Genomic DNA, 24,520 nt, shown 5'->3' with positions numbered 1-24,520 from the left:
TACGCTAACACCAAGCCCCCTGAAAAACCATTACCATTCGCAGAAGATACCCAACCGCTCGCAGATAACAGCGTGAAATAACAAGCATATTACGCAATCTCTATAGAGACACGACAACTATCGAGGAAAACCATGCGCCCATATAAATCAATGATACTAAGCCTATCCACCATGCTCCTCACAAGCACCGCGTTGGCACAGTATGACAGTGAAAAAGCAATCACCTTCGAAACCCGTGGCGGCGAAAGTTACGCAGCCTTCGAAGGTGAAATAAAGGTTCCTGAAAACAGGGCTAACAAAAACAGTAAAATGATCCCGGTGCGCTATGTGCGCTTCCCGGCAACGGGTGAGAAAAAAGGCCCGCCTATTTTCTATCTTTCTGGAGGCCCCGGCGGCTCAGGCATTCAAACTGCAAAGAACCGCCGCACAGCCATGTTTATGGCGCTTAGGGAATATGGTGATGTTATCGCCGTTGATCAGCGCGGTACAGGTGCCTCCAGAATTTATGATCAGTGCCGCTCAAACCAGATAGTGCCTGCCGCAGAGAAAATAAGCGACGAGGAATATCTCGGCTATTATCGCCGCGGCTTTATGGAATGCCTTGCCCGCTGGAAGGCCGAAGGCATTGATGTTGAAGGTTACACCACCACTGAAAATGCCCGCGATCTGAATGATCTCAGAAAACACTTTGGCGCAGATAAAATGGTGTTGTGGGGTATTTCCTACGGCAGCCATCTGGCTATGGCTACTATCAAGGAATTTGATGAACATATTGACCGTGTGATTATCGCGAGCGCTGAAGGCATGAACCAAACGGTAAAAATGCCAGCCCGGACAGATGATTATTTTGACCGTGTTCAGGAAGCTGTGAACACCCAGCCAGCAGCCAAAACCATGTACGGCGATATCAAAAGCATGATCGCCCGCGTACATGCGAAACTGGATAAGGAACCAGTGCTTCTAAAACTTCCACAGCGGGACGGCAGCACGAAAGACTATATGTTCCACCGCAGAGATATGCAGCATTTGGCTTCAGGCATGGTTTCAGACCCCATTCGTACCCGCGCACTGCTTGCTATGTATAATGCGCTGGATAATGGTGTTACCGAACCGATTGCAAGCTTGATGGCCCGCTTTATAACCCCTGAAGATCCAGTAACCTATGATGTGATGTCATCGCTTATGGATATCGCATCCGGCATGACGGCGGACCGTAAAGCAGCTATTGCGGAAGAAGCACAAACATCACTTCTAAAGGATTATCTGAATTTCAGTTATCACCTGGATGGCTTGGCACCGGAGCTGGATCTTGGCGATGGTTTCCGCGCGAAACCAGCGAGTGATATCCCTCTTCTTCTGCTTTCAGGTACCCTTGATGGTCGCACCTATATTGAAAGCCAGCTTGAAGCTACAGAAGAGATGAAAAATCGCACAGCAGTAACGGTGGTGAATGCGGGGCATAATCTCTTTATGCTGTCCCCAAAAGTGCAAGAAACCATCAACCTGTTTATGGAAGACAAACCGGTAACAGATACCACGATTGTGGTTGATTTGCCTGATATGTCAAAGGCACGCTAAGCCCCATAAAACACAAAGGGAAAGATCACCATCTTTCCCTTCACACACACCAGATTATCCAATCGTCTCAATCAAAACCGGCCTTCTTTATATTCGTTCTCTAGCAAATCGACAGCCCCTTGAATGGCCTCTTCCTGCTTTGCCTTTTTAGCCCGCAGTTCTTTGATCTCTCGGTTATACTTAGTTAAATAGGATTTATATTCACCTGTACAAAGTTGATGCCCATAAACAGCAAAGTTCTTTTGCCTCAATAAAGTGCACCCACTTTCCCATCCTTTTTTACAGGCCTTCTTCTCGCTTTTCGGGTATTGCTTTGCTTCCAGCTTGGTATTGGCTTCGTGATATCTCTCATTCATAATACGGATACAGCGGTTTAAATTTCCCGTTTCCATTTCTTCCCATGTGGTGCCGCCAATTGTATCAAACGGGTAATGTTTGTTGAGAAATATATAACGCTCATCAGTAACATTTTCTAACTTCAATTCAACGCGCTGAAGCTGTTGCCTTACTGCCTTCACTCCGCTTTCAAATTCCGCCCTTGTTTTTTCCCAAATAGCTTTGGCCGTATTATATTGATCAAGCGCTTCCTGATATTTGCCGTGAGTGTTATCTACCTGCGCAAAATACCGTTCAAGCGCTTCAAGAGCCGCATAGCCTGTTCCAGCTTTAATCTCTGCTTTCGCTTTATAAAACTCAATAACCGGCGGGAGCTTTATATCCATTCCCTCAAGGCGGAGAATAGTTTTTTGCACTTGAGACCACTCCCCTGTCTCGATTGAGGTTTCCAGCTTCCTTAAGGCTAAATCCAATTCCACCTCTGGCGGCAAGGTTGCACTGGCCTTCACTGCGGGGACCCATATAAAACCCAGCAGCAAAACCACAGATACCGCAAACGTTTTCATCCCTTTAAAAGAAACCATCTTCACTCCCCCATTTCCCGTTACTGCGCGGGATTATATGCCGCCAGTTCAGCTTGCTTTTTCTCTAGCTCAGCTGTTTTTGTAAGAACAATATTGCGCTGCTCGTTATATTTATATCGCGTTGAAACCCAATCCCTATGCATGCTGCGACAAACCTTTGGTCCCCGGGTTTTATAGTCATTCATCTCATCAACCAAATTGCATAAGTTGGAGCGTTTTTTACAGTGTTTCCTCTGGCGCTTTGGATAGTCACCATTTTGTAATTTACGTTCAGCTTCCGCAACGGATGCCTTCCATGCTGCTTCGCACTCACTTTCCAAACCATATTCAATATCTGCTTCACTGATACGTACCTGACTTAATTCATAAAGTAGCGGCCAGTTACTAGCAATATAACGGAAAGCATCCCAATGTGTGCGAGAACGACTTTCTGCGTTATGAATAGCTGATTTCAGTTTTTTAATATCAGCTTCCAGCCAGCTTTTTTGCTGCTCTTTACGCTTGGTTGCACGTGTATATAAATCAAGCGCTTCCGTGTATTTTGCATCTGTATCTGACGCCGTCCCCAAATAGGCTTCCAGCGCTTTGGTAGCCAGCAACCCTTTTCCGGTTTCTACATAAGCGCGGCCTTTGTAATAATGCATGATGGCAGGAAGTTCTAAGCCTTGGTCTTCAAGCTTTTTTATTACCTGAAGAGTTTCACTCCACTGATTATTCTCAATTGCTTGTTCAAGCTGCCTGAGGGCAAGATCAAACTGCACTTTTGGCGGCAGTTGCGCGTGCGCCGAAGAAGGAGCAAAAACACTCACAGCGATAATAAAACTACACAGGAAAATAGTGGCTTTGTTGCCAAATAACTGTGCGTACCCAAACATCAGTACTTCCCTTCGTCATACTCATTTCTGAGCAGCTTCAGTTTGGCCCTCATATTTGCCAGTAATTCTTTCTTTTTCGCCTCCAGCTTTTGAATTTTTTTGTTGTCCCGCCGCAATTCGGGCAAATATTCGTTTTGAATTTCGCTAAGGCCAACCCTTGCATCGTTTCGCACCCTGCTGTTTGAGCCATTTCTCAATTGGTTCTGAAGTATACCAATGATACGGCTTAAATCAGCGGTTTCCATTTCCTGCAAGCTCGTTCCGCCAAACCTATCCATAGGGAAATTCTTATTCATTAAAATATAGCGTGTCCGAATTGCTAATTCTAAATCCTTTTTTACCTGGTCAAACTGACCATTGTATGACTTCAATTGATCTCGATGGCGGCCCCGTGCGATTTTCCAGAGCTGTTTACCATAAGAATACAGATCGAGAGCTGCTGTATATTTGGTATGGGAACTATCAACCTTCCCCAGAAATATCTCTAATTCTCCAAGCGCCTTTAACTCGTTTTTTTCCTCTAGCCATGCTTTAGCTTTATAAAAATTCATCACTGGCGGAAGTTCAATTTCCAGCTTATCAAGCCGGTAAAGAAGCTTCTTTGCTTCTGACCAATTATTATGCTCAATCGCTGTTTCCAGTTCCCGAACCGTGAGGTCAAATTCCACTTCCGGTGACAATTGTGCTTGAGCCCCCAGTGGTGCAAGAGTGAAAAGTAAAATCAGAGCGCAAAATTGATAGTTTTTTAAATGTGCTTTAGCCCGTTGAAGCAGCATAAATATATCCCCCGTCTAATAGCTTTATCCACCTCACCTATCCCAAAAAAAACATTCGCATCATTTTCCGCTACTGCGCAATATATTTTCTAATTTTGGCTATGGTTTAGCCGATTATTGGAATAAAACTTGAACAGAAGATGAATTTATTATTCAACATTATGCGGGCAGTAGAATGGTAGCTTCGTGACGTTTTAAAACGGGCTTCAATTATGGGGGATAAAACTGTGGGTATTTTGAATTCCGGCTTGCGCCGCTTAGCACTTATGACGTTGGCGCTTTCTGCAGCTCTCCCGGCACAAGCCCAGTATCCGTTCGAAACCACCGTGGAAAAAGAAGAAGAACGCTTTCAAGCGATCATCAAAAACCATTCTGGGAATGCGAGCTTTGAATTTATTCAGGGCATTACCCTTGAAGTACAGTGGTGGGAGCTTCTTGGCGAACCAGTTAATTATTATAAGCTCAAGTGGAACAGGGGAACGAACTTTCAGCTACCCAGTGGCACCACTCGGGATGATCTCTCCAAATACCCTGATCTTCTTCGCCGCTTTGACGCCATGAAACCTCTGAGCTTTGAGTTTGAAATAGATTTTGAACTGAAAGACATGAAGCCAAATTGCGGCCCAACAATTAAGGATACCGACACCTTTGCCCGAGGCTCACGGTTTGTGAACAGCACAAAACATCTGCTTATTGGCAAGAACGGTGAAGTGCAATCAAGCCTCAGCCCCGGTAGCGGTTCGTGGGCTGATTTCGCCACATGGCTGAATGATGAGACATATTCACCGGAAGTGGTTAAAAAAACCTTCGTTTGCGCAACAACCCTTACGCTCTATAAAATTAGCACCCTGAAGGCAGAAATTCCTGAACGGGAAATTGCGGCTATTGATGCGGCCTACGCTAAACGCGAAAAAGAAAAAGAGCAAAAAGCCGAAGAAGAGAAAAAGAAAAAAGAAGACAAACTTAAAGATTTGGCTGCCCGCCTGAACGGCGAAAAGAAAGCAGCAGCACCAGATAGCAGCTCAGACGGCATCGCTGGCAGGCTTTTAAACGCAGAAAAGAAACTGGAAGCCCGGCTAGAGGCAGAACGCAAAGCCCGCGAGGAAGCAGAGCGCAGACGCCTTGAGGAAGAACGCCGCCAAAGGGAACTGGAAGCCCAAATAAACAAATGCAACAGTTCTGCTTTTACAGGTTGGAACCATACATATGGTACATGCGAGAAACGCAGCTTAAAAGACTCCGATTTAAGAATCTCCGATACATTCACAGTCGCCACCAAGAAGGTAAAAATTACTGTAGTCGATCATAATTCAGCGCAAGACGATGATTACCAGTTGTTTGTAAATGAGAAATACATTGGTGATGTTAAAAACATTACAGGAGGATCCACGACCCTGACTGCAAATCTTCAATCTGGAGAAAACCTTATCGAGCTAAGATTATTGAGAGACAGAGGGAATGGTACAGGCTTGAAATTGCAGATATCTCCGGGGAATTATGAAAGTCAGTTTAATGGTACGCACAATCATAGTTATATCATCAATGTCATCGAATGAGATTACTCTCCTCAAGCAAGGTATATTTGACCAGAAGGTGAAAGTAGTTTTAACTGGCAGTGAAAACGGCACCGCTTGGAATTTCTCAATCTCAGAACAATAACGAGAGCGAATTACGCCCCTCAATTTAACACTGGAAAAGCCAAGCTGGTTTCTATAAAGGAGGAAGTCCCAACTTTGTGGAAACAGGCTGGTTCTTCCAGTGTTCCAAATTAACAAAATCCGGACACCCTAAATCACCCGAATAACGTGCCAGCCTTGGCGCGCCTAACTGCTTTTTTTTAAAGGAAAAACGGATGGACGGCATTCATAATCTATGGCTTTTTATAGTATCTGGTTTGCTACTAAACATGCTACCGGGGCCGGATTCACTGCTTATTATCGGGCGCAGCGCAAGCCAGGGATTTAAGGCAGGTTCCACTGCCGCACTCGGCATTGGTACAGGAACACTTATCCATATTTTCGCCGCTGCCTTCGGGCTTTCAGCCATTCTGGCAACATCAGCCACCGCATTTACCATCATCAAATATATCGGTGCTGCTTACCTACTTTATATGGCTATTTCCATGCTGCGCACCAGCGAGGAAAATACGGAAGCAGAGCGGAAATTCAGCACCAGCATTGTCTATAGCCGTATTTTCAGACAAGGGTTTCTAACCAACGTTTTAAACCCGAAAATTGCGCTCTTTTTTCTGGCCTTCATGCCGCAGTTCATTGACCCTGCTGTTGAGGATAAAGCGCTTTCCTTCATCATTCTGGGGCTGATTTTTAACATCAACGGCATGCTGTGGTGCCACTTCCTTGCAGTGGTTTCAGCGTACGCTGGAAAAAAGGTAAAGCAGAATAAAAAAATCACCCAGTTTCTCACTTGGGGGGCGAGCGGGCTGTTTGGATATTTCGGTATTCGACTGGCGTTTATTGACTAAACAAGACAGGCAGGCCCGGAATATCGAGCCTGCCTCTTTTAACTTTAAGGCGTTGGGGCGCCTTTCACATCTTTAATACGGCCTTCTTTGCTCATAATCACAAATACCACCTGTGCCGTTTCAGGATGGCGTACCCGTACAATGATTTCTTTTTCAAGCTTCTGGTAGATGCTGGCATTCTCAGATTTAATTGCATTCCAAGCTTTGCCGAGTTTACCCACTTCAAAACCCATATCCTTGAACGTCATCTTACGCAGTGTGATTTCCGCAATTGATTTGGCTTTCTTATCTGAAATTTCGCCGTGCCCATCATGCGCGAGCGCAGTGAATGAGAGAGTGATTGCCACCAAAAGGGCTGTGATAAATTTAGTCATCTATTTTATCTTTCTATTGAATTATTGCTTAAGGGCGTGAGAGCTATAATCGCCCTTCACAATCAACTGCACCTGAACAGGTGCATCCGTTTCATTCTTGAAATACCAACCGTGGGAACCAGCAAAAGGCGTTGTAAAACTACCCTTCATTTCACTCGCGGTCGCGATGGTGAAACTTTCATAATAACCTGTGGTATCACCTTCCGGTTCACCGTGAAGATCATGGTAAAGAGCCGTGCCATCGGTCAGCCATTCATATTCAAGCTTGGCGTACTGGTTCATGATGAACTTATATTCGATGCCTTTGTTAGCGGGCACCGTGATAAGAATGGTCTCCCGCTCACCTGTGGAAGCATTGTCCGCACTCACTGGCACAGAAGCAGGCTCGCTGAACACCGTTAAGCCCAGCTTGCGGCCCACACCCGTTGGATCGATATTATATTCTGCGGGCAAAATGATAATAAGAAGCGCCACCGATGCTAATAAAGCAGAGAAGATGGTTGCCTTCATGAGTGGCTGTGTTGTCATATTTTCTTGCATGATCTTCTCCTTAAGAGACAGCAAAGCCGACAAGCTGGTATCCCATAAGCATGAAACCCGCGCTCATCAGCAGCGTATTAGTGGTGGTGGAAAACTTCAGGAAACTTTTATGCCTGCGCCAATAACTGATAATCAGCAATATAAAGGCCAACGCCGTGAACTGCCCCAGTTCCACCCCAATATTGAAAGCAATCAGATTGGTGAAAAGACCGTCCTGCGGCAGGGAAAATTCCTGAATCTTTGTGGCTAACCCAAACCCGTGGAACAAACCAAAGATCAGCACAGCAATTTTAGGGTTAGGCGAATGCCCCAACAAACGCTTGAAACCACCAAGATTATCAAAACCCTTATAAACCACTGAAAGGCCAATGATGGCATCAATGATATACGCATTCACGCCCACATCAGCGATTACACCAAAGAGCAACGTTAGAGAGTGCCCAATGGTGAACATGCTTACGTAAAGGAGAATATCCTTCGGCCTATACAGAAAGAAGATAACCCCCAAAAGGAACAGCAGATGATCATATCCCGTGACCATATGCTTCGCCCCGATATAGAGGAACGGAATAAACTGCACACCGGTGTTATTCTCGAGGAAGACCCGAGTTTTATCATCAACACCGTGTGCCAAAGCCATCTCTGGCACCATAAGAACAGCAAGCAAAACAAGCAGCCCCACATGCCCAAACGGCTTTAAAGAGTGTATAAATTTCATACTCACTCCATCACAAACATCCGCGCATGCAGAAAAACCTGACCATGCGGGATTTCAAATATCCATGCAGCATACCAACGCACGCTGCGATCAAAAACGTGGTTGCCGGCCCGTGCCATGGAAGGACCAGCAAACCGCAAAGCGGCTATTTCAAGGGAGGAGGAACTGGTGGCCCGTTATGAACCGAAAATATGCTGCTCTCTGGTATGGCTTCATAGACAGAAGCGTTCCTGAGCAATGAAATAAAATCTTCAAACTGAGGGAAGGTAAACACACTGAGAAGCGCGTGAAAGCCAGCATGTGCACTTATGCTTTCTTCTGTATCGTGGCCCATATCATCATGATGGTGATGATCATGCGACACCTGCTCTATCTCAGCACGGGCGTGATGTTCCAGATGCTGATGATCGCCATCAAACACAGCAACATCCACAAAGCGGATGAATACCATGAGGCTGAAAGCAAGAAGGCTCATCAATTTATAATTGGAACTATCCATCACACCCTACGTTCAAGTCTCACTACATGTATTTATAATCCGAAAGCAAGCCAGTGCAATGCCAGCAATCGCAATAATGTGATATAGCTTAAAACTGCGGGGGTAGCTGGTATTTTTGTAATTATCGCTACAAAATTAACATTCCCCTATTGCAGCTTCCCGTTTCTGCACCAATGTTATTGGCCTGTATGGAATAAAACTCTGAAGGATTTTGGATATGGCACAGGAACTTTCTGATTACACCCCCGATGAAGTCTGGACATGGAACCAAGGCAACGGTGGCAAATTCGCGAATATTAACCGCCCCATTTCTGGTGCAACAAAAGAGCAAGATCTTCCGAAAGGTGAGCATGACTTGCAGCTTTATTCACTTGCGACACCAAACGGTGTGAAGGTTACCGTGCTTCTTGAAGAGCTACTGGAGCTTGGCAAACTGGATGCAGATTATGACGCATGGCTTGTGAACATCTCTGAAGGTGATCAGTTCGGTTCAGGCTTTGTGGGCGTGAACCCAAATTCCAAAATCCCAGCACTCCTGGACCATTCAACAACACCGGCAACACGCGTGTTTGAAAGTGGTTCCATCCTTATGTATCTCGCAGAAAAATTCGGTGCCTTTATGCCGGAAGATCATAAAGCCCGCACAGAGTGCATAAACTGGCTTATGTGGCAAATGGGTAGCGCACCATACCTTGGTGGCGGCTTTGGTCATTTCTATGCCTACGCGCCTGTGAAAATTGAATATGCGGTTGATCGTTTCTCTATGGAAGTGAAACGTCAGCTTGATGTGCTTGATAAGCATTTAGCAGATAACACCTATATGGCTGGCGATGAATATTCCATCGCTGATATGGCGATCTGGGCATGGTACGGCATTTTGGTAATGGGCAAGCTTTATGATGCTGCCAAATACCTTTCTGTACATGAATATACAAACGTGGTGCGCTGGGCAGAAGCAATTGCCGCCCGCCCTGCCGTGAAACGCGGTATCAAGGTAAACCGTGTGTGGGGCGATGAAGCGGACCAGCTTCCAAACCGCCACAGCCGCGAAGATTTTGAAAAGCTGGCGAAAGCAACAGCTGCAGAATAACCCCCTTGTGCCGCATCAACTCTACTGGTGCGGCACCGTCCCTACCAAGGCTATTCAGCCTCGCCAACAATCTCTCTAAAATGGACCTCAGTCCAATCTTTGATTGCCTGAATAAGTGGCAATAAATCACGCCCCAAAGCTGTTAATTCATACTCCACTCTCAAAGGCATTTCGTCATAAATCTGACGAGTGATCAGTTTATCCTGTTCCAGATTCCTTAGCGTCTGAGTAAGCATTTTCTGGGAAACACCTTCAACCTTGCGCTTAAGCTCCCCAAATCTTACCGGTCCTTCAGCAAGAGCAACAATAGCCAGCATGGTCCATTTTTCTGCAAGTCTTACAAGTACTTGCCTTGATGGGCAGCGCGCGACAAAAGCATCCGGCTGTGCATCAGTTGGAAAAATCTCCATGGTTACTCCTAGGTACCTAATTGATAATAGAAACCATACTACATACCTTCAGCCGTGAATTCAAACACGGAAGGAATGAGTTATGAAAGTTGGTATTATTGGCGCAGGCAATGTTGGCTCCCGCCTCGCAGCCCTCATCAGCGCGGCAGGCCATGAAGTAGTTGTAGGCAACCGGGATGGCGATACACCGATTGAAGCAGCAGTAAAACACGGTGATATTATCATTGTGGCAATTCATTATGCCGCTACTGCAGATGTGCTCACCAAGTATGCAGATCAACTGGAAGGAAAAATTCTGGTGGATGCCACTAACCCACTGAATGAAGATTGGTCTCCTATGCTGCTTGGTGAAACATCATCTGCGGCAGAAGAAACTGCAAAACTGGTGCCGGGCGTAAAAGTAGTGAAAGCCTTCAATACAATCTTTGCAGATGTAATGACGGCAGAGCACCAGAACAGGAACGGCAGCCTTACCACTGCCTTTGTAGCATCAGATGATCAAGACGCGATGGAGCAAGTGGCAAATCTAGCGGCCAGCATGGGCTTTGCCCCAATTACCATCAATAAGCTTTCGGCTGCACGTTATCTGGAAGCTGTTGCACATCTGAACATTGAACTAGCGGTTGGCCAGGGCGGCGGTACAAACGCAGCCTTTATTTACCACCGCGGGTAATAAAAAGGGCCAGCTCCCCAAAGCTGGCCCTTCCCCTCGCTCGTGCTTATTCTTTTAATCTGCGATCGGTTCAACACTTTCATATTCAATCAGAATATTACCAGCCATTGGTGTGAACTGATTAACTTTGAAAGGAATACGCAAACCGTTCACATCACGGTAATCACTGAATGTAGTTTCAAACGGGATTGGCCCTGTAACCTGATTAAGAACCCGGCCTCTTGCCCTTAGGACATCACCTGTTTCCGCATCCAGCATTATGCGCACATCAGGCAAGCCTTCTTTCTTCAGGCGCAGTGCAAGGACTTTACGTCCCTTATGCTCGCGCTGCCCAACAACCAACACCTGATCATAATAGGTTGCCCAATCAAGCCCCGCGAGTGGGTGATCACGTCTTACTTGCGTTTCATAAATCCCCGTCAGATTTTGTTTATCACCAAGGTTATCCATGAATGCCTTTTCAGGATTTACAACGGTGCGAATTTGGCCGTAATCCCCAAAATCCACATGCTGTTCGAAGCTATCTTCGTTTGGAACGATGTTTTCGAGAGTGCCGGAAACACCAGCCTGCTTCATGGTAAGTGTTCCCTTAAATCGGAACCCACCAGCTTTTTGGAAAGCCGCAACCTGCTCCTTAACTTTACGGAGTTTCGCAATATCATCAGCGGTAGGTAGCTGTGGGCCAGCGTCGGCCTTGTTTGCTCGTGTTGCTTCCAACGCTTTCCGTTCACCACGGTAAATAGCCAGCTTTTCCACGGCCCCACTATCGCCCACTGTAAACTTCGCACTCAGTTGCGGGTTAACCCGGAACTGACGGTGGCCTTTTTCATCAGGCAAATGAAGTTCATAAACCATTTCACCCGGCACATCGATTGCCAGCCTGTTATTCACGATTTGTGCTTTAATTGGCGCTGGCAGGCGGCCTGCCTCATAATCTCCAACAAACGGTTGAAGTGTTTCAATATCTACTTCTGCCTTAACAGTTACACCTTTACGCGGCAGCTCAAAGGTCATGCCGTTTTGGTACATCTTCAGTTGGTTCGCCTTGCCGTTTTCAGCACCGTCAAATGAAACCGCAACCTGATTAGTAATCACAAAATAGCGCTTACCTTCTTCATCAGGCGCCTTCAGTTCAAACACTTGCTGGCCCGGCACATCAACAGCCAGACGACCATTTTGTTCCTTCACTGTGAAGGTTGCATTGTTGAACGGGCCAAAATTCGCGGTATATTCACCAATGAAAGTGTCAAAGCTTTCGCTAGCGCCACCTTCAGCTTCCTCGCCCAAGAGCATGTCCCATACAAGTGGCATAGAACCTTGCTGCAAAGGGCTTGCGGTTACGTTTGCCAGCAGTACAAAACCCAGATTTTCTTCCGGCATCAAAGCAACCTGAGCCGCATATCCCAGAATATTGCCGCCGTGTTCAACAATCTTCTTGCCTTCCCATTCACGCAGGAACCAACCAAGGCCGTATGTTGCACCGCCGCCTACCTGTATCTGGGTATTCCACATTTCACCATACTGCGCATCGCTCAGCAGTTTTTCACCTTTAAAGGAGCCCTTATTCAAGTGGAAACGTACCCAGTTTGCCATATCAAGCACATTGGAGTGGATACCACCCGCTGCACCAATATTATCTGTGTTTTTGCGCTCAAGCAGAGTGTAACTGCCCGTATCTTCATTCCAGCGGTATCCCTTGGCATGGGTCCCCACTTCATCAACACGCGCATCCCGCGATGTAGTGCTATCCATATCAAGCGGTTCAAGAATACGGGTTTCAAGAAGTGTATCCCAATCATGAGCGCCTACAGCTTTCGCAGATGCCATGCCAGTTGCTACATACATTACGTTGTTATAATTAAACTGCTTGCGGAATGGTGTAAGCGGCTCTGCATCAAGGGATTCCCGCATCATAGCTTCACGGCCTACTTTCCCGCTAGCCCACAAGATATCATTCCTTGAAATACCACTACGGTGGGAAAGCATATCCCGAATTGTCAGGTCATCCTCCGCACCTTTAAGCTGCGGTGTGAACCAAGGGATATACTTGGTTGCAGCATCATCCCACGCTAGCTTACCTTCATCCGCCAGCATACCAACAAGGGTTGAGGTAAATGCTTTAGATGTAGAACCAATGCCAAACACCGTTTCAGGGGTTACGGCTGTGCCAGCTTCCAGATCACTTTTCCCGAACCCCCGCGCCATGATGATTTTATCATCTTTAATGATGGCTACTGCCATACCGGGGATATGCAGTTCCTGACGTTTTTCTTCAAGCGCTTCAGCAAGCTTCTCAAGCCGTATATCAAAATTTACATCATCTGCCACTGAGGCGACAGTCATCAGTGCGGAAACTGCCACTCCCGTTAATGCACGGAGTATAGGCTGTTTTACATTGGTTTTCTTCATTAGCTGTCTCACAATCTTTCAAGGCCCACAAACAACTACAGGCCATTATTATCCTTGAAATCCTGCCCCTCTATTTCCACATTGGTTTGGGGAATTTATATCAGATTCTTGCGCAAAACGTTTGAAGCAGGTTGCGGAATAATGGGGACGCCATGAAACATGATAGCCATACAGCTTTTCTTGAAGCTGCCACCAATATAGCCGAGCATACAGGCAAAGGCGCAGACCTGCCAAAGGCTGCGCTTTGGGCAGTGGATAGAAACAGCATCAGCTATAAAAAAGATGGCCATCATACCCTCAGTCTATACCTTAAGGGCGGCGAAAACAGTTACCGCCATGATCAGGCTTCAAACAAGGGGCAGGTTGGCAGACTGTGTATTATGCCAAAAGGGCAGGAAACCAGTTGGGAAATTGCCGGGCCTATTAACTTTGCGCATCTGTATATTTCCGATGAACAGCTGGATTTCTTCACCAGCCGCACATTTGAGCGGGATAGCAGGCTGATCAACCTCAAAGACACAGTTTATAAGCAAGATGAAATACTGCGCACTTTGATGCTAAAGCGCCTGCAGCTGGACTATGAAGGAGCAGCTACCAGTTTGCTGGCCAAAGAAGAAACCACCAATGAAATTCTCTACAGGCTTACCACCAACCACTGCAGTGGTGCGGTTCCGGGTTCAGCACTTAAAGGTGGGCTTTCTCATATGCAACTGAAGAAGGTGATGGCGTTTGTTGATGAAAGCACATGTGCGAGCCCAAGCCTTGAAGATATGGCTGAAGTTGTTGGCCTAAGCCCCTTTCATTTTGCTCGCATGTTCAAGAAAAGCTGTGGCCTTTCACCCGCCAGTTTTGTTATGCGCCACCGCTTGGAAAAAGTGAAAGACCTTCTGGTAAATTCAGACAAATGCCTCGCATCCATCAGCGCAGTCACTGGCTTTGCCCAGCAAAGCCATATGACCGAACGTTTCAAGCGCTATACAGGCACTACACCTGCAAAGTGGCGTAAGGGAGCCTAAGCCCCCTCTTCCACCGCAGCCAAAACAGATTTCTTATCCTTATATTTTCGCCATTCGAACGCAGACGCTGTAGCGAGTACAAGCATCATCATAGCACTTGCTTCAGGCCCGTATTCACCACCCGTTAGCCACCTCGGCTGGCCTTCAACAGCTTGCAGGTCTGCCACAATCGGCACCGTTCCCAGATCAATCCCCGTAGTTGCAAGCCCAAAACCCGTGATGAAAAACCAGTTCCAGCCAGCATGCCATGCACCGGCACGCCATACGGAACCATCATTAATCACCATCAAGCTTGGATATAGGGAAAACAGGAACATTCCAATAAAATAGATGCCCGTATCAAATGCTGTGATACTGGCAAAATCTACCCCCGGCAGATGAAGAAGAATAAAAAGCGCAGCGTTAACAGCGATACCGACCACTAAGCCGTATTGTTCGCTCAGGCGGCCAAACAGCCACCCTCTGAATATCAATTCCTCTGTGCTTGACTGGATCATAAAACCGCTGAGCAGCAGTGTAACGATAACGATGCCTTCGAAACCGATCCGGCTATCGATCTCAAGCTCGTAGCCGCCCAATATATATACAAGCCCCACAATAGAGCCTGACATGAAAACGCCAAAAAACAGCCCTTTCAACACTTCACCAACTGGCTTGTCCTTCAGGCTTAAGCCCATGCCCGCCATACTGCGGCCTTCAAACAGTTTTACCCACAGGGTAAGGAGCAGCACCATTGCGCCAAAACCGGCAAAGAGCATGTAAAGAATTTCAGGATAACTCTCGAGCCGCTCTTTCGGGATCAAACCAGTTTCTATAACCGGTACAAAAGCAATTGCCTGACCAAATCCGATAATCAGAAGCGCGAGAAGTGGTGTGATCCACGGCCAGCTTTTTCTTTTAAAACTTAATTCCTGTGGAAAGAGAGGGTATTTTTTAAACATCGCTGTCGACCTTATTTTTTATTATATTCTTCTTGTTCTAGGCGACATATCCGATCCAGATATATCATAATCTTGCGCTAAAATGGTTTGCCCAACATTTTTGAATAGGTCTCTAAAGGATGCGTGAATTGACTTCCCCGAAATAGGCCATAGTTTCATATGCATTCAAATAATCATGTGGGATATAATTATGTTCAGTCACATTATGCTCGGCGCAGATGATATGGAAAAATCGCGCAAATTCTATGATGCCATTATGGAAGTGCTTGGCCACAAACCTGGCTTTATGGATGACAAAGGCCGTTGTTTCTATATGGAGAAATCAGGCATTTTCTCTCTTAGCGTACCAATTAACGGCGAACCAGCATCTGGCGGTAACGGCAGCACAATTGGGTTTGTTGCTGAAAACCCTGAAACAATTGATAAGTGGCACGAAGTGGGCCTTGCAAACGGCGGTACAACACTTGAAGACCCTCCGGGTGTGCGTGAAGGCGCTGGCGGCAAGCTTTATCTTGCTTACCTTCGTGATCCGAGCGGCAACAAAATCTGCGCGCTACACAGACTGGCGTAAAACGAAATCAGGCCTCGCATAACCGCGACGCTGGTTCCAAAGATTATGAAAGGCGAAACCCAACTGCGGTTTTCGCCTTTTTTTAACTTCACACACGCGGATATATTGGTTCTTATGCACTTTTATAGTCTCTGCTATGGTCAGTGAAGTAAGAGACATTCAATGTTTATCCGTTTATTACAGATGGTATAAACATAGGGAGCCTGAATTGCATAACCGGCGAAACATCCTTAAATTCAGCATCGCGTTATTATTGTCGGGAGTGGCCTCCAAAGCTTTTACTACTCGCCTTAGCACCAAAGCCACATCGAAAAATATTAAGGGAAAAACCATTATTGTCATTGGTGCAGGTATCGCGGGATTATCTGCCGCGCAAACTTTGAAGGACCAAGGCGCTAAAGTTATAGTACTTGAAGCAGGAAATTATGTTGGCGGGCGCATAAAAACAGATGTTTCGATGGGCGCCCCTTTTGAATATGGCGCGGGCTGGATACATGGCCCAAGCAATAACAACCCCATCCAACAGCTAGCCAAGCAAGTTAACGCATCCACTTTCGTAACCAAAGACGACAATCTGGAAGTTTTTGATATCGAAGAAGGATCAATACCCGATGCCGAATATGAACGCATTGATGACCTTTACGAACGATTAGTTGAAGAGCTTTACTATAAGGTAAATCGTTCTGATCAACGCAGTATTAAAGAAGTAATTAACGATATTGATCCCAGCATACTTCAAGACCCCATAGCTAAGTGGCTTTTATCAGCTTTTGTAGAGTTTGATATCGGCGCAGGCATTGAAGACATCTCTGCGGCTCTTGCATTTGCAGATGAAGCATTCAAAGGGGATGATGTTATTTTCACAAATGGATATGATAGTATCCTTCAACCCCTTATGGATGGATTAGATATTCACCTAAACAATCCGGTGAGATCTGTTTCCTATAGCAAATCCGGTGTTCAAGTAAATGAATACACAGCTGATTATGCAATCTGCACCGTGCCGTTAGGAGTACTGAAAGCTAACCATATTAAATTTACTCCCTCTCTGCCTGCCACATTAGAGGAAGCTATATCCGAACTTGGTTTTGGCACCGTAACCAAAATAGCTCTGAAATTCGAAGATGCCTTCTGGGACGTAGATACTCAATATTTTGGCGTTTTAACCGAACCCAAAGGGCGTTGGAATTATTGGCTTAATTACCGAACTTTCAGCGATGAAAATATTCTTCTAGGTTTATCCTTTGGCCGCTATGCACCATTGGCTGACAAAATGACCCCGGAAGAAATGGCGCAAGACGCCCTAAGTGTTTTACGTTCCGTTTGGGGTAAGGCAGTTGGACAACCTCTTTCAATTTTAACAACGCATTGGTCCGAAAATCCCAATTTCAAGGGCGCCTATTCATACCCACAGGTTGGGGGCACTAAATCACAATATGAAATATTCAAAGAACCTATAAAGGATCGCCTCTTTTTTGCTGGCGAACACACAATATTTGAGTATCACAGCACAACTCATGGCGCTCTACTGTCAGGTTTGCGGGCGGCCAAAGCTATTCTTGATATCCAATAATTCAGCCATCACCAGAACTTTACTACCGCTCAAACAAAAATCAGGGTTAGCATATGTAATTATATAACATGCATGATGGAGGGGTGAACGTGTGTGATGAATTAACAGAAAAAGATGCAGAGCGTTTCCTTGCAAACCGCGACGCTATAAACAGGCGAGATTTTGGTAAACTGGGCGCAGCGGCACTCCTTACCGCAATGGTACCAAAAGCCGCCTTCGCTGGTGCTGTAACCGAAACGACCGTCCAGGTAACAATGCCTGATGGTATCTCTGATTGTTATTTCGTGCACCCATCCAGCGGCAAACACCCTGGCGTTCTCATGTGGCCTGATATCAAGGGATTACGTCCCGTATATCAAACGGTGGCCAAACAGCTGGCTGAAGCCGGATATTCCGTACTTCTGGTAAACCCATATTACCGTGATGCAAAAGCCCCTGTGGTGGACCCAAGCGCCAGCTTTAGCGATGACGGCATACTGGATTATTTAAGAGATCTGGCATGGAAGCTTACCCACGAAGTCGTCACTTCAGACGCAAAAGCCTATATCAATTTCCTTGATCAACAGGCCAGTGTGGACCCTGAACGTAAAATCGGCACCATGGGTTACTGTATGGCTGGTGAACTTGTGGTGCTCACCGCAGCTGCTGTGCCGCACCGTGTTGGGGCCGTCGCTTCATTCCACGGCAGCCGCAGCATGGTAACAAAGGGGCCAAACAGCCCCCATCTCCTCATATCAAAATCATCTGCCCCCGCCCTTCACGCGGTCGCAGAAAATGATGATGAAAGATCACCTGAAACCAAAGAGATTATAAGGGCAGCTTATAAAGCCGCTGGTATCCCCGCCGAAATTGAAGTGTATAAAGACACTCTTCACGGCTGGTGCACACCGGATTTCCACGGATATCATAAAAAGCAAGCCGCCAAGGCATGGACCCGCCTATTGCATCTATTCGGCAACGCATTGGCTTGAGCCGCCTCATATGGAGGTATAATAAAAAACTTAAATGGTGGTCGGTACTGGGCTCGAACCAGCGACCTCTTCGATGTCAACGAAACGCTCTACCAACTGAGCTAACCGACCTGATATCATGGTGAGAGCCGCATCTGATAGCGCGGCTTTCTTTTTGTATAATTCCGAGCCCTTCTGGGTGCAAGTCTCTTTTATTTTTCACATGCTTAGCTTGGGGATGACAGGACAGGGAAAAACAAGTAGCCTGAAGCCATGACAGTTTCACCGCAACATCCGGCCTTTGTTCTTACACCGCCTGAAGACCAGCACACGGCTTTTGTGTTCGCAGCTCCCCACAGTGGGCGGCTGTATCCCGAAAGTTTTCGTGCACGGTCTATTCTTTCAGATGCAGAATTGAGGCAATCAGAAGATGCGTTTGTTGATGAACTGTTCAGTTGGGTGCCAAAGAAAGGCGCTTGCCTTCTGGCGGCAACACATGCACGTGCTTATCTGGATTTGAACCGCGCGGCAGGTGAGCTGGACCCAAATCTGTTTTCGCCTCCGCTTGACCCTGGCAGGTTGGATATCAGCCACCGGGTACGGTCAGGGTTAGGGATCATTCCCTCCATCGTGGCAGAAGGTGCTTATATTTATAAAGAGCCACTGCCAGCCCGCGAGGCAGAAAAGCGTGTGAAGGAAATCCACGCGCCCTATCACGGCAAACTTCACGAACTTCTGGATAACAGGCGCAAACGGTTTGGCAGCGCATTTCTGGTTGATTGTCATTCAATGCCTTCGGAAGCCAGCCCGATTACAGGCAAATCAAAACATCCGGATATTATTCTGGGGGACAGTTGGGGAAGTGCGTGTGCCGCACAGCTTACAGCAACAGCGGAAAAAGCCCTTCTGGATGCCGGTTTCCATGTGCGGCGCAATGTGCCCTATTCAGGCGGGTATTCCACCCAGCATTACGGCAACCCGAACGCGCGGCTCCATGCGCTACAGATTGAAATCAACCGCTCCCTTTACATGAATGAGCGTACCTATGAAAAATTACCTCAGTTTGAAGGGGTAAAAGCAGCGCTTGAAAAAGCAATGTCGCAAGTGATAGCGGCCTTTTCAGCTTCCATTTCTTCAGCGTCAGGACCCAACCTGAAAAATGCCGCGGAATAAGCTGCGCTATCCTAAGTTTCACTGAAAAAGCAATAAACAATTAGTACTCTAGCGGTACCGCACGACCATACACACCGTAATAGTGTATATTTTCCACCAAAAATAAATACGCGCGCAAAAAAAAGGCCACGCAATGCGTGGCCCAGGCTCAGGGAGGAAACGCCCACGGAGGGCATTAGCGGTATTACCCGCTGACTACTAAGGTAATGTCTTTAAACCTTAATTCCAAGTAGAGGATATGTCACAGAAGCTTGATTTTTCGTTAACATGAGACAAGCACCTGTTTTACATGTGTTTTTTTGAACACAGTTTTTGAATATTTTTTTTGTACATATCTATTTTCCTCTCAAAAGGGGCTTTTCAATCACGAAAATGCGATCCGAATCACTTCCACCACCCACAAATCACGCACCTAAACCCTTCTATCCCTTCAAAAAACCGTCATACCTCCGACACAAGTCTGTCACTCTGCGGCCATAAAAAGGCAGACATGAAGAAAGACCTGAGCAATTTGATGCACACGGCCTTTAAGAATGCACCTATGGCATTCGCCGCTGTTGCAAGCGAGATGAACAGCGCACCCGCTGCTTCATTGGAAACCTCTCCAGTGATCACCAGAGATTTACATACTGGCCCTGATCACGGAGGCTCCGAAGGCAATAGCAGCCCCCATAGTGCCGATACATCCAGTTACCAACAGGATAAGAAAAAAGACCGTCATTATAGAGCGGTCTTTATTTCCGATACTCACTTAGGCACTCGTGCGGCAAGAGTGGATCTGCTTCTTGATTTTCTGAAGAACATCACCTGTGACCAGCTCTATCTGGTGGGGGATATTGTAGATGGTTGGCAAATCAAACGTTCCTGGTTCTGGGATACCACCCATAATGATGTAATCCGCCGCGTGTTGAAAATGGCCAAACACGGCACAAAGGTGGTGTATATCCCCGGCAACCATGATGAAGGCCTGCGAGGTTTCGAAGGCCATGATCTGGCTGGAGTTTCATTGGAGCCGGAAATAATTTTCGAGGGTGCCAACGGAAAACGGTACTGGGTACTGCATGGTGACCAGTTTGACGGCGTGATGAAATATGCCAAATGGCTCGCCCATCTTGGTGACCATGCCTATGTGCTGCTTCTAAAGCTCAATACTACGGTAAACTGGATCAGGAAAAAGCTGGGTTATGATTATTGGTCTCTCTCTGCCTATCTGAAACATAAAGTAAAAAATGCTGTTGAATATATCGGCCAATATGAAGAAGCCGTTGCCGCAGAAACCCGCAGACGTGGTTTGGACGGTGTGATTTGCGGTCATATTCACCACGCAGAAATTCAGAATTTTGACGGCATCGAATATATGAATGATGGCGATTGGGTAGAAAGCTGCACAGCGCTTGTAGAACACGAAAACGGTAAGTTCGAAATACTCTACTGGGCTGATATTGTTGCCGCCCGGGACGAAAATAAACCCAAGCGAAAACGCCGAGATAAAAACAAAGATAAAGACCCTTCCCCCGCACCGGTTCCTGCCGAATAACCCCGGAAGAATTGAGCTCATTATGACAGACCGTCCTTTACGAATTTGCATCGTCACCGATGCGTGGCATCCACAAGTAAACGGTGTTGTTCGCACCCTCGACAGCCTCAGAAAAGAACTGAAATCCATGGGGCACCGAGTTTATATGCTAACCCCGAAGATGTTTAAAACCATGCCTTGCCCCACTTATCCGGAAATCAGGCTGGCGTGGAATACAGTGGGCAGATTACCTGCTATCATGAAGCGCTGGCAGGTAGATGCTGTACATATCGCGACAGAAGGCCCGCTTGGTTGGGCAGCTCGCAAGTGGTGCATCAAGAACAATCAAGCTTTCACCACCGCTTATCATACCGCCTTTCCGGAATATATTGCAGCGCGCACCATCTTTCCCGAAAACCTGTTCTACCCAATATTTCGCCGTTTTCACGCACCAAGCGCTGGCGTGCTTGTAGCTACACCGACAGTAAGGCAACTATTGAGAGACAAGGGATTTAAAAACATCGTTCCCTGGACACGGGGCGTAGATACCAATGTGTTCCATCCGCACAAGCCAGCTGAAAAGGTCGGTGCCCCCGTACAGCTTTATGTTGGCCGTGTGGCGGTTGAAAAAAATATTGAGGCCTTCCTTGCTTGTGAAACTCCCGGTAAGAAAATTGTAGTGGGTGATGGCCCCGCTATTGCTAAGCTCAAAGAACAATACCCAGCTGTTGAATTTTTAGGTGCCAAGTTTGGTGATGAACTAGCCAAAGCCTATGCATCTGCTGATGTTTTTGTCTTCCCTAGTAAAACGGATACTTTCGGCCTAGTGATGATTGAAGCTCTTGCATCTGGCACACCCGTGGCAGCCTATCCTGTTCAAGGCCCTCTTGATGTTCTAGGCGCAGACGGCAAAGGCCCCTTCAGTAATTGGCACACACAAATCGCAGCCTTAAGCGAGAATCTGGATTCAGCAATCAAGGAAGCGCTGAAACTTGAACGGAAAGCTTGCGCTGAATTTGCCCAGCTCTACAACTGGGAAACGGTGGCGGAACAATTTATCAGTGCACTCTCAATCCAGCCGAGGTAACAGAAATCGTTGAACACCATTTTTTTCAACAAGTTAGGTGTGTAAAAAGGTAGCACTCTATACCGCGCTGTACATAAGTTATAGACACAACACGCAGGAAGTGTAACACTACTTCAAGCATAAAAGGCCGCATATGTTGTTCGGCGTTTAAAGGTTACATTATGACCAGGGTGTTCGGTTGGAATTGGCAGTTTGCCATCTTTATATTGTTATCTTTCTCTCTCGCTCACGTTGCACGTGGCGATACTATTAAAGAATCCCCTGTTATCTTCTTCACACACGGTGATACCCGCATGGCTCAACTACAGCCGGACGGAACACTGAAGGGATCAGCCTACGAACTTTTCACCTGTTCAATGGAGAAAATGAATCAGCCGTTTAAGGTAAGCATAGCGCCGCTTTCTCGCGCCAATAGCCTTATGACTAGCCATAAAAATGGTATTTGGTTCCCTTCATCCATGAAAACCACTGATGAACGTGATGCGCGTATGGTAGGCCCTGCCGGTGATACCAATCTTTATTTCTTTATGCTCAAGGATAACCCCCTTAAACCGGGGACAAAGGACTTTAAACGCAAAGCACGACTGACCGCCTATAAAGGCTCAGCAATGGAACGACATTTGCTCAAAGAAAGATATGTTTATGTGGAAGGTAGTGCCGACGTACAGCGCATGATTTCCATGTTATTATCAAATAGAGCAGATGCTCTTCTTGCGGTGGATATGCGCCGGGTTCTGCCTGAAGAAACCAGAAAGCTAGTTGAAGAAAACCTCCGTATGGAGCTTTTCAGAAAGATGCCGATTGGTTTCCAGATTGCAAAGCCAACTCACCTTGGCCATCCCGGCTTTACCTCAGCCTTCAGAGCTGCCTTAAATAGCTGCAAAAGCTAATCACACTATTCATGGGAGTGCTGTATGAAACTGGTTGTGGCTTCACATAATCCGGTAAAGATTAATGCTGTGGCAGAAGCCTTTGCAAAAACGTTCCCTGAACAAGAATTCGAATTAGAACCGATAAATGTTCCTTCTGGCGTTGCCGACCAACCCGCCAGTGACGGTGAAACCTTACTGGGCGCTAAAACCCGCGCAGAAAACGCTGCACAGGTGGTAAGTGAAGCTGATTATACCGTAGGCCTTGAGGGCGGTATTGATATCATCGATGGTCAATTATTCACCTTCGCCTGGATGGCTGTGCGTACCAAAGATGGTAAGATTGCCACCGCCCGCACCAGCACACTACCACTACCGCCAAGGGTAGCTGAATTACTGAACGAAGGGCTTGAACTGGGCGATGCAATGGACAGAGTTTTCAATGCTCACAACACCAAACAAAAAGGTGGCGCAATTGGCCTGCTTACTGATGGCCTTTATGACCGCACAGGCACCTATGTGCAGGCCCTGTGCTTCGCGTTAGTTGCTATTAAAAACGAGTTGTTTTAACGCTTTTTTCCATAGCTTGTAGGAGCTTCTGCCTGCTGGGTATCATCTTCAACTGGTATATCACTGGGTTTTGAATCATGTGCCATATCTTCATCCCCTACCGAGTAAAATAGCTCACCGTCAAAGAAACCATACTCCGGCCTAAGCGCACAATAGTAAGCTCCCAACACAATAGCCGACACCCCAATAACGGCGCCAGATTTAAAGGCCTGCATAAATACAGAAGCTGCAATATACAAATCAGACCCTATCCCTAAAAAAGGTGCAAGCAGGCTAAAAGCAATATCAACTGGGATAAAAACGATAAACACAAGAATGGTTGCGAGTACCAAAAAGGCAAACATTTTGAACGCTTGTCCCCGCCCCAACTGATATCCTTCAGCAAAACTCTGGTCAGGCCCGTTTAATGCCGTTGAAACAACAGAAAGCTCAAAACGTATAATTAATAGCTGAACCACAAGAACCCCAGCAACCAACGCCGCTATTTGCGAAAACGGCAAACCAAGTATGGCAACCCCAGCCATAAAAACAGCAGGCAGCAGCTTCACCAAAAAGCTCTTTTGCATATAAGCGCCCGCAGAGCCGGTCATTTTTTCAGAAGGATTATCCTCTCGCCTGATAAATGTTCGCTGGAAATAATAACCGCCAACCATTGCTCCCAAAAGAGCAACAACATTTGTCGCTATATTAACAACCTGCGCACCCCAGGAAAATTCTGACATGCCGCCATTCAGAAGAGCGGCAGCTACTTCATCAGGATTTACATAACCAAACCCTACTGCCTGAAGCGCCCAGACAAAGGCCAGAAACACAAGAGCGTAAACCACAGCAAAACCAAGAATAGCTTCCTTAACCTGCCAGGAAAAGCTCATCCCATCCTTGGCGGCATTCCACATACTTATTTTCATTG

At 46.6% G+C, this 24,520-nt stretch carries 25 protein-coding genes and 1 tRNA gene; 14 read left to right on the top strand and 12 right to left on the bottom strand.

All coding sequences use genetic code 11. The features are described 5' to 3' along the window. Positions 1-132 precede the first annotated feature (132 nt). Positions 133-1,578 carry an alpha/beta hydrolase gene (locus KFE96_RS06190; RefSeq protein ID WP_255835114.1) on the top strand — a complete coding sequence of 482 codons (1,446 nt, stop codon included), beginning with the start codon at positions 133-135 and terminating at the stop codon, positions 1,576-1,578. A gap of 71 nt (positions 1,579-1,649) precedes the next feature. On the opposite strand, the gene KFE96_RS06185 is transcribed toward KFE96_RS06190, so the two are convergent. From KFE96_RS06185 to KFE96_RS06175, 3 genes are read right to left on the bottom strand one after another with little or no spacing between them, the layout of a single operon-like run. Next, entirely contained in the window at positions 1,650-2,498 is an 849-nt protein-coding gene (locus tag KFE96_RS06185; RefSeq protein ID WP_255835113.1) for a hypothetical protein, read from the bottom strand. Between the two features lie 20 nt (positions 2,499-2,518). Next, positions 2,519-3,373, bottom strand: coding sequence for a hypothetical protein (locus KFE96_RS06180; protein WP_255835112.1), 855 nt, complete (start codon positions 3,371-3,373; stop codon positions 2,519-2,521). Further along, complete coding sequence (locus tag KFE96_RS06175; RefSeq protein WP_255835111.1) at positions 3,373-4,149, bottom strand: hypothetical protein; 777 nt, start codon at positions 4,147-4,149, stop codon at positions 3,373-3,375. The genes KFE96_RS06180 and KFE96_RS06175 overlap by 1 nt, the downstream gene beginning before the upstream one ends. A gap of 227 nt (positions 4,150-4,376) precedes the next feature. Between KFE96_RS06175 and KFE96_RS06170 the strand changes: the two genes are divergently transcribed. Next, entirely contained in the window at positions 4,377-5,705 is a 1,329-nt protein-coding gene (locus tag KFE96_RS06170; protein WP_255835110.1) for a hypothetical protein, read from the top strand. 296 nt (positions 5,706-6,001) lie between these two features. Next, positions 6,002-6,631 (top strand): LysE family translocator, encoded by a 630-nt coding sequence (locus KFE96_RS06165; RefSeq protein WP_255835109.1) that lies wholly within the window; start codon positions 6,002-6,004, stop codon positions 6,629-6,631. A 44-nt stretch (positions 6,632-6,675) separates the two neighbouring features. Here KFE96_RS06165 and KFE96_RS06160 read toward each other — a convergent pair whose 3' ends face one another. The 4 genes from KFE96_RS06160 to KFE96_RS06145 all read right to left on the bottom strand — a co-directional run bounded on the left by KFE96_RS06160 (position 6,676) and on the right by KFE96_RS06145 (position 8,762). After that, entirely contained in the window at positions 6,676-7,005 is a 330-nt protein-coding gene (locus KFE96_RS06160) for a DUF6488 family protein (RefSeq protein WP_255835108.1), read from the bottom strand. A gap of 21 nt (positions 7,006-7,026) precedes the next feature. After that, entirely contained in the window at positions 7,027-7,545 is a 519-nt protein-coding gene (locus KFE96_RS06155) for a hypothetical protein (protein ID WP_255835107.1), read from the bottom strand. 10 nt (positions 7,546-7,555) lie between these two features. Beyond that, on the bottom strand, positions 7,556-8,197 hold the full coding sequence (locus tag KFE96_RS06150) for a HupE/UreJ family protein (protein ID WP_370650568.1): 642 nt from the start codon (positions 8,195-8,197) through the stop codon (positions 7,556-7,558). 211 nt (positions 8,198-8,408) lie between these two features. Further along, positions 8,409-8,762 carry a hypothetical protein gene (locus tag KFE96_RS06145; protein WP_255835105.1) on the bottom strand — a complete coding sequence of 118 codons (354 nt, stop codon included), beginning with the start codon at positions 8,760-8,762 and terminating at the stop codon, positions 8,409-8,411. Positions 8,763-8,979: 217 nt separating this feature from the next. Here KFE96_RS06145 and yghU point away from each other — a divergent pair, with 217 nt between their 5' ends. Then, positions 8,980-9,852, top strand: a complete 873-nt coding sequence (gene yghU / locus KFE96_RS06140) for a glutathione-dependent disulfide-bond oxidoreductase (RefSeq protein WP_255835104.1) — start codon at positions 8,980-8,982, stop codon at positions 9,850-9,852. 50 nt (positions 9,853-9,902) lie between these two features. Here the strand turns inward: yghU and KFE96_RS06135 are convergent, their stop codons facing one another. Next, positions 9,903-10,262 (bottom strand): helix-turn-helix domain-containing protein, encoded by a 360-nt coding sequence (locus KFE96_RS06135; protein WP_255835103.1) that lies wholly within the window; start codon positions 10,260-10,262, stop codon positions 9,903-9,905. A gap of 82 nt (positions 10,263-10,344) precedes the next feature. On the opposite strand from KFE96_RS06135, the gene KFE96_RS06130 reads away from it, so the two are divergent. Then, complete coding sequence (locus tag KFE96_RS06130; protein ID WP_255835102.1) at positions 10,345-10,935, top strand: NADPH-dependent F420 reductase; 591 nt, start codon at positions 10,345-10,347, stop codon at positions 10,933-10,935. 54 nt (positions 10,936-10,989) lie between these two features. Here KFE96_RS06130 and KFE96_RS06125 read toward each other — a convergent pair whose 3' ends face one another. Continuing rightward, entirely contained in the window at positions 10,990-13,344 is a 2,355-nt protein-coding gene (locus tag KFE96_RS06125; RefSeq protein ID WP_255835101.1) for a serine hydrolase, read from the bottom strand. Between the two features lie 152 nt (positions 13,345-13,496). Between KFE96_RS06125 and KFE96_RS06120 the strand changes: the two genes are divergently transcribed. Continuing rightward, a complete protein-coding gene (locus KFE96_RS06120; RefSeq protein ID WP_255835100.1) occupies positions 13,497-14,360 on the top strand; it encodes an AraC family transcriptional regulator in 864 nt (287 codons plus the stop codon). Here KFE96_RS06120 and KFE96_RS06115 read toward each other — a convergent pair. Continuing rightward, the gene (locus tag KFE96_RS06115; protein WP_255835099.1) at positions 14,357-15,301 is read right to left on the bottom strand and encodes a CPBP family intramembrane glutamic endopeptidase; all 945 of its coding nucleotides are present in this window, start codon (positions 15,299-15,301) and stop codon (positions 14,357-14,359) included. The genes KFE96_RS06120 and KFE96_RS06115 overlap by 4 nt on opposite strands. A 190-nt stretch (positions 15,302-15,491) precedes the next feature. Here KFE96_RS06115 and KFE96_RS06110 point away from each other — a divergent pair, with 190 nt between their 5' ends. The 3 genes from KFE96_RS06110 (at position 15,492) to KFE96_RS06100 (ending at position 18,416) form a co-directional block, all read left to right on the top strand. Continuing rightward, positions 15,492-15,872: a VOC family protein gene (locus KFE96_RS06110; RefSeq protein ID WP_255835098.1), complete on the top strand. Its 381-nt coding sequence runs from the start codon at positions 15,492-15,494 to the stop codon at positions 15,870-15,872. A gap of 136 nt (positions 15,873-16,008) precedes the next feature. Next, complete coding sequence (locus KFE96_RS06105) at positions 16,009-17,445, top strand: FAD-dependent oxidoreductase (protein WP_255835097.1); 1,437 nt, start codon at positions 16,009-16,011, stop codon at positions 17,443-17,445. Between the two features lie 89 nt (positions 17,446-17,534). Further along, positions 17,535-18,416 carry a dienelactone hydrolase family protein gene (locus tag KFE96_RS06100; protein WP_255835096.1) on the top strand — a complete coding sequence of 294 codons (882 nt, stop codon included), beginning with the start codon at positions 17,535-17,537 and terminating at the stop codon, positions 18,414-18,416. Positions 18,417-18,451: 35 nt separating this feature from the next. On the opposite strand, the gene KFE96_RS06095 is transcribed toward KFE96_RS06100, so the two are convergent. Then, positions 18,452-18,527: transfer RNA gene (locus KFE96_RS06095), tRNA-Val, on the bottom strand. 141 nt (positions 18,528-18,668) lie between these two features. Between KFE96_RS06095 and KFE96_RS06090 the strand changes: the two genes are divergently transcribed. The 5 genes from KFE96_RS06090 (at position 18,669) to yjjX (ending at position 23,610) form a co-directional block, all read left to right on the top strand. Then, the gene (locus KFE96_RS06090; RefSeq protein ID WP_255835095.1) at positions 18,669-19,568 is read left to right on the top strand and encodes an N-formylglutamate amidohydrolase; all 900 of its coding nucleotides are present in this window, start codon (positions 18,669-18,671) and stop codon (positions 19,566-19,568) included. A 568-nt stretch (positions 19,569-20,136) separates the two neighbouring features. Then, a complete protein-coding gene (locus KFE96_RS06085; protein WP_370650567.1) occupies positions 20,137-21,105 on the top strand; it encodes a UDP-2,3-diacylglucosamine diphosphatase in 969 nt (322 codons plus the stop codon). Positions 21,106-21,127: 22 nt separating this feature from the next. Further along, positions 21,128-22,171 (top strand): glycosyltransferase family 1 protein, encoded by a 1,044-nt coding sequence (locus tag KFE96_RS06080; protein ID WP_255835093.1) that lies wholly within the window; start codon positions 21,128-21,130, stop codon positions 22,169-22,171. Positions 22,172-22,332: 161 nt separating this feature from the next. Further along, complete coding sequence (locus tag KFE96_RS06075) at positions 22,333-23,061, top strand: hypothetical protein (RefSeq protein ID WP_255835092.1); 729 nt, start codon at positions 22,333-22,335, stop codon at positions 23,059-23,061. Positions 23,062-23,085: 24 nt separating this feature from the next. Then, complete coding sequence (gene yjjX, locus KFE96_RS06070; protein ID WP_255835091.1) at positions 23,086-23,610, top strand: inosine/xanthosine triphosphatase; 525 nt, start codon at positions 23,086-23,088, stop codon at positions 23,608-23,610. Here the strand turns inward: yjjX and KFE96_RS06065 are convergent. Then, positions 23,607-24,518, bottom strand: a complete 912-nt coding sequence (locus KFE96_RS06065) for a hypothetical protein (RefSeq protein ID WP_255835090.1) — start codon at positions 24,516-24,518, stop codon at positions 23,607-23,609. The two genes, yjjX and KFE96_RS06065, sit on opposite strands and share 4 nt — an antisense overlap. Positions 24,519-24,520 lie beyond the last annotated feature (2 nt).

It is taken from the genome of Kordiimonas sp. SCSIO 12603 (assembly GCF_024398035.1).
In the GTDB taxonomy this organism is placed as follows: domain Bacteria; phylum Pseudomonadota; class Alphaproteobacteria; order Sphingomonadales; family Kordiimonadaceae; genus Kordiimonas.
The sequence above is the reverse complement of the archived record's forward strand: the minus strand, read 5'-3'. Positions and strand labels throughout refer to the sequence as shown.